The sequence below is a fragment of the Nocardia sp. A7 genome, assembly GCF_046549215.1.
In the GTDB taxonomy this organism is placed as follows: Bacteria; Actinomycetota; Actinomycetes; order Mycobacteriales; family Mycobacteriaceae; genus Nocardia.
In genome coordinates, this window is sequence record NZ_JAJPWE010000013.1 from 1 (window position 1) to 8,836 (window position 8,836).

Consider the following 8,836-nt stretch of genomic DNA (forward strand, 5'->3'; position numbering starts at 1 on the left):
CACTTCGCAAGGTCAGAGCGCTGTCGCTCGTCGAAGCCCGCGCGATGGCCGAGGAACTCTGTAGCAGGGGGCTCGAAGGAACCAGGGTCGAGATGGAGGTTCTGGCGATTGCACTGCGCGCAGCGGGTGCGATCGTCAGTATTCGGTCCTCCGATGCGGTTTGAGTACTCGCTCATCGGCAGAAGCGGACGTTCCAGACTCTGTCGGCCAACAGATCTGGACGGCCGACCAACGCGCGCCCAGCGGCAGAAGAGGATGTCTAGAGGCAGTGTCGACGCACTGGATCTGGCCCGAGTTACGGGTTATCGCCCGTCGAGGTCAACGGGCCGTTGATGGCCGCACGCGAGTTCAATCCGTCCCGATCACACACGGTGCTGTCGACCCTCTCACCGACCATGATTCCGGTGTAGTCGCAACTCCCGCACTGTGATTCACGCCGTCTCGGCCGCGGTGTCCCGCTGGAGCAGGGCTGGGAGGTCGCCTGGCGAGGATACCCACGGAACCAGTTCGAGCGCGGGCAGGACCAGATCGTCGAGCGCGGGGATGTGTATGCCCAGCTCGGACATGCGGCGCGCGACGCGCTCGAGCGACTGTCCCAAGCGGTTGGCGACATCGCAGAGGTGCGCCAGGGAAACGGGTTTGCTCTCGTCCAGCCAATCGTGCTCGATGCGGTCCTGACGTTGCCCGAGCATCACGAGATCATCTCGATCGACCTGCTCCCCCAGCTCGACGCCTTCCGGCATCTGCAGGCCGTAGGCCGTCAATCGGTCGACAACCGCGGGAATGGATCGCCCTACGCGATGTGAGATTAGCAAGACCTCACGGACGGTGACGGCGCCACGGTTTGTGTCGTAGAACCAGCTTCCGAAATCGAGTTCTTCGGAATCGAAATCTTCGTAGATCAGGATGATGCGTTCGTCCAGTTCATCGAATCGTCCATGCCTCGGCACCTCGAATCCATACTCGTGCAGGCGCGTGCCCACTCTGATTAGAGAGGGGAGTCGATCCTTCCCTGCGAACTCGGAAAGAATGCCGAGCGGGATCGGCTCCTCGATCCGCAGCCAGCCGCCATCCATGCTGTCGGCCAGGATTTCGAGATCGGAACTCGCCCAATCGCCGGGAATCGGAGGACCGACCTGGTAGCCGTAATCGGCCAGCCGATCGGCCACCTCCGACGGAGTAATGTTTAGGTGATCGGCAACACTCAAGATGTGTCCGGGCGGAACGGTTTCCCGGACGTCGAGCCATGGCCCCCTGGTGTCGTCGCCCTCGCTGAGCAATTCGGCGTCGTACTCGGTGATCGCATCGACGACGGTCCCTGCAGCGAGCTGGAATCCGTAATCGCGCAGTCTCGCGACTACCTCGGCGGTGGCGATGTTCATCTCCCGGGCAGCCGCTGAAATGAAGCCTGGCTGAATCGGGTCGGCGACGGCGAGCCACGGGGGACTACCGTCCAGAAACCTGCTGAGGAGTATTAAGTCACCAGGTCCGGCGTCGTCCGGGATTTCGGCGGGCGCTGTCACTCCGTACTTCTGGAGTCGTTCGATAACCGATGGGATCGTGAGACCGGTATCAACGGCCGACTTGACTATCCGTCCGGGAGAAGCCGGAATGTCATGCCTCGAATCGCGTGGATAGGAGGTTACGACGGGCTCGAGGAGTATTTCGTCCTGCTCGTCGATTCGACGGGGCAGGCTGCTCGGTGTGCTCAGCTGGTACCCATATCGCGCCAGGCGTTCTGCGGCGTGTGGCAGGTCGATACCTAGTTCCTTGATCGCATTCAACAAGTGGCCGAGCGACACCGGCTCCGCGATCGGCAACCAGCCGTCTCTGGATCCCGGCTCCAACTGCAGCAGCTCGATGTCCCGGCGCAGGACTTCGGAGTGTGCTGCGGAGGGAGCGGTGTCGACGATCCGCTGCGCCGAGGCGGCGTCGAGTACCCGCAATGCGACAGCTCGTTCGACGATGCGCGCGAGCTCCAGCCCCGAAACCTGCGCAATCCGCAAATAATGCCCTGGTTGCGTGAGGCCCGCCGGCGAGCTCCAGCGCGGGTTTTCGCGTTCTGTGATGATCAGAACATCGGACGGCCGGCCCGGCATGGTGGTGGGCGCGGTGGACAGCCCCGGAAACGCGGTGGACAGTAGCCGCCATGCGGATCCGGTTCGGTGTGCCAGCACCCGCCACAAGAAGATGTGGTCCGGCGCCCTTCCATGGATCGTCTTGGGTTCGTAGCCCAGCTCCTTCGTGATCCGCCACCAGTCCCGGACAGTCAGTTTTAGCAAGTCGACGTCCGGTGGCCAGCTTCCGGTGACCCGGGTATCGTGTTGCCGATTGCCGATGGCCAAGGCGCTACGCGCGTCGGCTGCGGCGTCGGTGAGGATATCCGCAACCCGGGGACTGGTCGCCGAAATGCTGTAGATCCACGGATGATTCAAGAAAGCAGGTGGATTCTCCACGAGCTCCCGCGCCGCCTCTGTCAGCAGATCCGCTACCCGTTCGGCGACATCCTGAACAATCATGGTCCGATCGACCGACAGCTGAATCTGCCCATCACCGGTGAGGTTGACGATGGCTCCCGCGGGCACGATCGATCCCGTGATGCTGGCCAGGACGCCGGTGTGCTGCGCCGTGCCGACATTGATGCCGTCGACCAGGAGACCTCCGCCTCGTTCACACCACACAACTTGCCCGGTCGGTTGCGGCGTGCAGTGAAACAGTCCGCCGTGCGCGCTGACACCGTCGCTGTCGCGTGAGCTGTGCTCGCCCGCGTTCAATTGCTGTGGTAGCCAGACCTGCTCGTCGCTCTGATCCCCATCGTCGTGGATCGCGGTGGTCCGGAACTCGGCGATGCCGAGGAGCCGCCGCAGCGCGGTGACGGCTGACATGGCCCGGGCATCGGAGCGTAGATATAGACGCACCCTGGTCCCCGGACCGACAGACGGGGGATCGATCTGCTTGATGTAAAAGAGATGCCCGGGCCCCACAACTGTCACCTGAAGCCACTGACCGGCCAGACCTCCGGAGCGCGGCAACCTGCTCGTCGTCACCTGGATCTCGTCGGCGAGCATGAAGTAGCTGAGCACACCGATGCCGAACCTGCTGTTCGGGAACATCTGTAGTCCGACGCGCGCCCATTCGGCGCGCTCCTCCACGAACTCCGACATGCCGGTGAAGCTGATGCCCGCGCGGGAGAACGCGCCCATGATCTCTGGCTCGCCCATGCCGACGCCGTTGTCGTGGCATTCGATGTACATCCGGCCGTCTCCGTCGATCCGCTGCTCGATACGGATCTCGCCTTCGAAAGTGGAGCGCTGCCCGGTCTGCCGCGCGCAGTACTCTTCGCGGGCGCGCCGGTACCGGCAGGCGTCCAGGGCGTTCTGATACATCTCGCGGATCGCCAGGTCCGGCGAACCGTACAGCTGGTTTCCCATCAGGAGTTCTTGGATGCGCCGCTCGTCGACAGTGAAGCGGGCATTCCAATCCTGGAACTTCGCCTGGCCATCGGAGTCCACGGCGGGCGTCACCTTGATCGCGGACGCATAGGAGGGGAGACCGCGCAGCAGGTCGAGAGACGGATCCGCGCTGTCAACGAGGAACCGGTGGATCGCCTTCAACCGTGTATCGACGGTGCCGACGTGTGAGCGGACCGCGTGCAGTGCGGCCGGATGGTCGCAGTCGGCATCGAGTTGGCAGCCACCGGGTTTGCGGCCGGAGCCAGCGAGTTTCCACCGGGCGTGACACAGCGTCGCGCGGAGCTCGTCCAGGTCCACCGGCTGCGGAATACCGAGGTGGTCGACGACGACCTGGGAGAGCTGTGTGATGTCCAACGCCAGGGTTCGCGCCGTGACCAGCAACAACCCCACCATTCGTTCCCGCAGCGGCTGCGTTCCACGCGGGCCGGCAAGTCCGAGATAAGAACGCGGCTTGAGTCGCATACCGCCCTCGCTAGTCAATCGGTTGATATCGAGGGACAGGCAGCCGATCAGCGCCGTGAGGCGTTCCGGCTCCAGGATCTCCGCGAGATCATTGTGCAGCTTCGGCAATTCGCCAAGCAGCTCACGGATCTCGGTGAACTCGGTCGGCTTACGCTCGGCTACCCAGCGATGCAGCAGCCACCAGTCGATCTCGCGCCGGGCGGATCTGCGGTCGGGCAGTGCCGCCTGTCGAGCGCGGCGCAATAGCCACTGATAGTCGAGCAGGAAGCCCTCGAAGTCGTTGTGGCCGTGCGCGGTCGAATCCGAGGGGCTTTCCGTGGGCAAGATCGAAGCGGCGAGCCGGGCCGTCGTTCTGGCGAGTTGCACCTGATGGAGAAACGGTGTGAGCACCAGTAGGACGGCCTCGCCGTGGCTGAGCTGCTCGGTGTTCTCGCCCTGCGTCCACGAGGCCAGGCACTCGACGGCCAGGGCATATCGGTGCAGGAAGCGCTCGTCCCGCCACGGATCATCGATCGTGGTCTCGGCCCGTGCGTACAGCGTCGCGAGGGCCCGCGCCAGTTCCGCGGTTCTGACTTTGAGGTCCTCGCTCCAATGGTCGGCGGGTATGTGGCACCAAATCTGGTGGTGGGTAACCAGATTGGCCCATTCCCGCGCATATCGGCCGGTACTGTCGTCGGGTCGGTCGACGGACTGGCGCGCCGCCGAATGCAGCTTCGTCCAGTGCGCCCGATCCACGATGCGACTCGACCAGGCGAGATAGGTTTCGATCATCGGCCAGATGTCGTCGAAGTCGTCCGGAACACGACGGTTGAACCAGTCACTGGCGGTCTGCTTCGGGATGTGCTTGCGGGCCCGCTCCCGGCTGCGGCCGTGTCCACGCAGGGCCGCGGTCTCCAAGTCCCGGAGTTCGGCGAACCACCGGCTGCGATCGCCGATGTCTCCCATGGTGCAAACCCCCTGTCGGACAAACCCCTCGGACAAGCTCGGACACGAACTCACCGGCAGCGTAGCGGGTCGTACTGTCCGGGCGTCCGAGATCGCTGGCAGCACAACCGCTACCGGCCCTATCACTGAGCCACGGCCGAGGCGGCAAGCGGCCCGGCCCCGAACGAAGGTGATTGCGATGACTTCATTTCTGGCTCTACTCCATGGCGCCCCGCGTCTCGCCCTGGTGACGGTGGCGCTGGTGCCGCTGCTGATCATCGTGCTGGCGAGCGTTCCGGCACTGCTGGTGCTGCCCTTCCTGCCGGACGGCACGGATCGGAGCTTGCGACTGATCCGCACGCTCATTACATGGCTGCGGGTGACGCTCGAGGGTAGCGCTGGCACAGCGCGGGGTTAGCGCCATGGACCGGCGTGGCTCAGTTGCTCACCTTGCGGGTGAATCTCGCGATCTCGACAACGATCTGGTCAGGGTGGCCGTCGTTCTGGACCGGTGTGTCCAGGACAGTGTCGATGTGGGTGTAGCCCCAGGGGTCATGACGCGCGGTGCTGAGGTCGCTCCAGAGCCCCGAGGATGCCGGGCCGGACCAGCTCGCCCGACAAGCCAGGCCAGGGACAGCTCCACCCATCCTGAAATCGGCATTATCGGATATTCGTTGGGCAGCAATCGCGCCTTCGCAGATGAGGTACGCGTTTCGGCGGTCGTTTAGGGTGCAACCCATCTCCAGGGCCGCTGTCCCTGGTGCCCATGTAGGCAGGCCAGCCGGTAGTCGGCCTGGTGGCGGGCGTGGTCGGAGAGAGCGGCGTGGCGTAGCGCGAACAGGCACAGCTCGAAGGATCGGACGTCGCGGATTGCCGTGTAGCCGTCCCATTGTGTGATGTCGGAGCCGTACGCGTCGGCGAACTGCTCCCATCGCTGCGGGGGGTCTGAGAGGGTGTCGGATTGGAAGGCGACGGTGGCTTGGTCCCATTGCGGGGGCCCTATGCAGCAGCGTTCCAGGTCCACGACGTGACCACCGGTGGGTGCGGCCATGGTGTTGGCCGGGGACGGGTCGCCGTGGATGACACACCACGGGCTCGGCCACTCCAGCGTGTGCCACCGTGCCGTGAGGTTTTCGGCGTAGCCACGTAGCCACGCCTTTTCCGTGTCGTCGGTGAGGCATTGGTCGATACGGTCGGTGAAGTCGGGCAGGGTGAATCGGGGCAGCCCGAGGTGGCTGGGCACGCGCAGCGTGTGCAGTCGGGCGAGCATCGCTCCGGTTTCGGCGGCCCCGGCCGGGCCGCCTGATCCGAGGTCTTCCCAGAAGGTGACAGGCCGTCCAGCCACCATGACGGGATCGGGTACCAGTGGTTCGGGTGCGCGAACGTGGTGGGAGCGCAGCCAGTCGGCTGCGCGCAGCTCCCGGACCGCCGTCGCGAGTTCCCCGCGCTGGTGTACGCGGATGATGGTCGCGGTGTCGGTGCGCAGCATGGCGTTGTCGCGCAACCGGATCGGGTCGATCCGGGCAGCGGGAACCTGGGCCTGGGCGCAGGCCGCTCGGGCTAATGCCACGATGTCTTTGCTTCTCATGATGTTTCGTCTCTTCTGGTCAATGACCGGTGGCGAGTGCTGCGGCGGTCTCGAACAGACCAGCGGAGTTGGCACCCTTGATAAGGACGACATCGCGACCGCGCAAACCTACTGCGAGTAGGTCCAGCACTTGGTCTTTGGATTCGACGTGGGTGACCTGTACGGAGCCCGCGTCGCGGGCGGCGGTGGCCATGAGTTCGGCGTGATCGCCGCCGACCGTGATCAGGGTGTCGATGCCCAGATCGGCGACGCGCCGCCCGACCGTTGCGTGCAGGGCCGGTGCGGTGTCGCCGAGTTCGCGCATCTCTCCGAGCACCGCGACGGTGGGCCGGACGGTGGCCGCGATCGTGGCCAGCGACCGCAAAGCGGCTTCGACACTTTCGGGCGATGCGTTGAACGCGTCGTTGATCACGGTGACCCCGTCGGGGCGTTCGGTGACCTCCATCCGGCTGCCCGACACCAACCCCGCGCCATTGAGACCTTCAGCGACAGTGGCAAATTCGACACCGGCGCTCAACGCCAGGGCAGCTGCGGCGAGTGCGTTGGTCAGATGGTGCTCACCGACCACGCCGAGGGTGACCGGCGCGGCGCCGTCACCGTGGCGCAGGGTGAACCGTGCGCGGGCATTGGTGTCGAGGGTGAGATCGGTGGCACGCACATCGGCATTCGGACCGGTGCCGAATCGCAGGACCTGGGCGCGGGTGTGATCAGCCATGGCGTCCACCAGTGGGTCATCTGCGTTGAGGACCGCGATACCTGTGGCATCGAGAGCTTCGACGAGTTCGCGTTTGGCGACCGCGATCGCTTCGTGGCTGCCGAATTCACCGATGTGGGCGGAACCGATCCCCAGGACCGCGCCGATCTGTGGGCGGGCGATGGCGGCGAGGTGGCTGATGTGGCCGCGCCCGCGCGCACCCATTTCCAACACGAGGAAGTCGGTGTCGGCCTGAACTCTCAGCACGGTGTGCGGGAACCCGATCTCGTTGTTGAACGAACGTTGGGTGGCCACGACGCTGCCGTGGCGGGCCAAGATCTGGGTGAGTAGATCCTTGGTGGAGGTTTTGCCCGCTGATCCGGTGATCGCGAGAACTCGGCCGGTGTAGCGGGTGGCGACGGCGTGGGCCAGATCGCTCATCGCGGTCACCACGTTGTCAACGATGATCGCCGGGGTGCCGGTCGGCCGGGAGGCCAGGACCGCGACTGCACCCTTTCCTATTGCGGCGCTAGCGAAGTCGTGGCCGTCGACACGGTTGCCGCCCAGCGCGGCGAACAGTCCACCGTCCTCGACCTGGCGGGAGTCGAACGCGGTCGGTGCGGTGACGGTGACTTGGTCGTCGGTGACGGTGTCGAGCCGACCACTGACAGCGTGGCCGATCTCGGCGAGGGTCATGGGGATCATGTGTTCCAACCTTTCGATTTCACTGTGGTGCTAGGTGTTTGGGACTGAACGCTGTGCGGGCCGAGATCGTTTGTGCGTCACGATCATGCTCGCCGCCGGTCCGGCCTGATCGCCGGGATCGGCTCAGGTCCGGCATCGTTGGCCGATCGCTGCGTAGGCGCTCAGATCCCACGCCGCGCGATGGCGCGGTGCGGTAGCCGACAGCCGACGACCATCCCCGTCGTCGCCGTCGTCGCCGTTGTCGTCGTCGCGGCTGGGGGCGGGTGGCCACCGGTGCGGGACGATCAAACCGGGCGCGAGGAACTGGTACCCGGCGAGCATGGCCGTGATCTCGTCTCGACCGCGTGGGTGATACGGAATGCCTGCTCGGCGCAGCGTTTCCGTAGCGGCCTGGATGTGGTGGGGGTAGAACTCGTCGGTGATGTGGGTGAACACGATCCATGTCCCGACCGGGAACCGGTCGGTCAACGCCGCGAGCACGGCGGGTGCGTCGCTAATCCATTCCGCGGTGCCTGACACACACACCGCGACCGGTGCCGTCATGTCCATCACGGTGGTGATGTCGCTCAGGATCGCGTCGGTGTCGGTGATGTCGGTGTCGGTGAAGAACCGGGTAGGCGGTTCGTGCAGCATCGCGCGACCATGAGCAGCCGCGACGATGTCGGAGTCGACATACAACGTCCGCGCGGTGTCGCTGCGTTGTTCGGCGATGTCGTGGATGTTCGGTCCGTGGGGCAGACCGCACCCCAGTTCAACGAACTGGGACACCCTGTGATGGTCGGACAGGTATTCGACCGCGCGTCGGGTGAAGCGACGGGATTCGGTGATCGCGGGCCTGAGGGTGCTACTCGCCAGGCACTCGGCTAGGCCGTGTCTCCCAATCGAGTTGCCGGTTCTCGCCCGATAGATCGTCGGGTCGGGCATCATGTTCGCCGTGGCGGAGACTGTCGGTGATCGGCACCAGGTTCTGACGGACAACCAGTGGGAACT

General features: G+C 65.0%; 6 protein-coding genes. 1 reads left to right on the forward strand and 5 read right to left on the reverse strand.

From position 1 onward, the window contains the following. Positions 1 to 431: 431 nt before the first annotated feature. Positions 432 to 4,043, reverse strand: a complete 3,612-nt coding sequence (locus ACLJPD_RS33075) for a hypothetical protein (protein ID WP_410877456.1) — start codon at positions 4,041 to 4,043, stop codon at positions 432 to 434. A gap of 1,015 nt (positions 4,044 to 5,058) precedes the next feature. Here ACLJPD_RS33075 and ACLJPD_RS33080 point away from each other — a divergent pair. After that, complete coding sequence (locus ACLJPD_RS33080) at positions 5,059 to 5,277, forward strand: hypothetical protein (protein ID WP_410877458.1); 219 nt, start codon at positions 5,059 to 5,061, stop codon at positions 5,275 to 5,277. Between the two features lie 19 nt (positions 5,278 to 5,296). Here the strand turns inward: ACLJPD_RS33080 and ACLJPD_RS33085 are convergent, their stop codons facing one another. From ACLJPD_RS33085 to ACLJPD_RS33100, 4 genes are all read right to left on the reverse strand, one after another. Next, positions 5,297 to 5,506: a hypothetical protein gene (locus ACLJPD_RS33085; RefSeq protein WP_410877460.1), complete on the reverse strand. Its 210-nt coding sequence runs from the start codon at positions 5,504 to 5,506 to the stop codon at positions 5,297 to 5,299. A 77-nt stretch (positions 5,507 to 5,583) separates the two neighbouring features. Next, a complete protein-coding gene (locus ACLJPD_RS33090; protein ID WP_410877461.1) occupies positions 5,584 to 6,447 on the reverse strand; it encodes a phosphotransferase enzyme family protein in 864 nt (287 codons plus the stop codon). A 19-nt stretch (positions 6,448 to 6,466) separates the two neighbouring features. Further along, positions 6,467 to 7,846 (reverse strand): UDP-N-acetylmuramoyl-tripeptide--D-alanyl-D-alanine ligase, encoded by a 1,380-nt coding sequence (locus ACLJPD_RS33095; RefSeq protein ID WP_410877463.1) that lies wholly within the window; start codon positions 7,844 to 7,846, stop codon positions 6,467 to 6,469. Between the two features lie 123 nt (positions 7,847 to 7,969). Then, entirely contained in the window at positions 7,970 to 8,773 is an 804-nt protein-coding gene (locus tag ACLJPD_RS33100; protein WP_410877464.1) for an SAM-dependent methyltransferase, read from the reverse strand. Positions 8,774 to 8,836 lie beyond the last annotated feature (63 nt).

What these genes read in the sequence shown, in the direction of transcription:
- ACLJPD_RS33080 (WP_410877458.1), top strand. Translation starts at nt 5,059, where the DNA reads ATGACTTCATTTCTGGCTCTACTCCATGGCGCCCCGCGTCTCGCCCTG.
- ACLJPD_RS33085 (WP_410877460.1), bottom strand. Translation starts at nt 5,506, where the DNA reads ATGGGTGGAGCTGTCCCTGGCCTGGCTTGTCGGGCGAGCTGGTCCGGC.
- ACLJPD_RS33090 (WP_410877461.1), bottom strand. Translation starts at nt 6,447, where the DNA reads ATGAGAAGCAAAGACATCGTGGCATTAGCCCGAGCGGCCTGCGCCCAG.
- ACLJPD_RS33095 (WP_410877463.1), bottom strand. Translation starts at nt 7,846, where the DNA reads ATGATCCCCATGACCCTCGCCGAGATCGGCCACGCTGTCAGTGGTCGG.
- ACLJPD_RS33100 (WP_410877464.1), bottom strand. Translation starts at nt 8,773, where the DNA reads ATGATGCCCGACCCGACGATCTATCGGGCGAGAACCGGCAACTCGATT.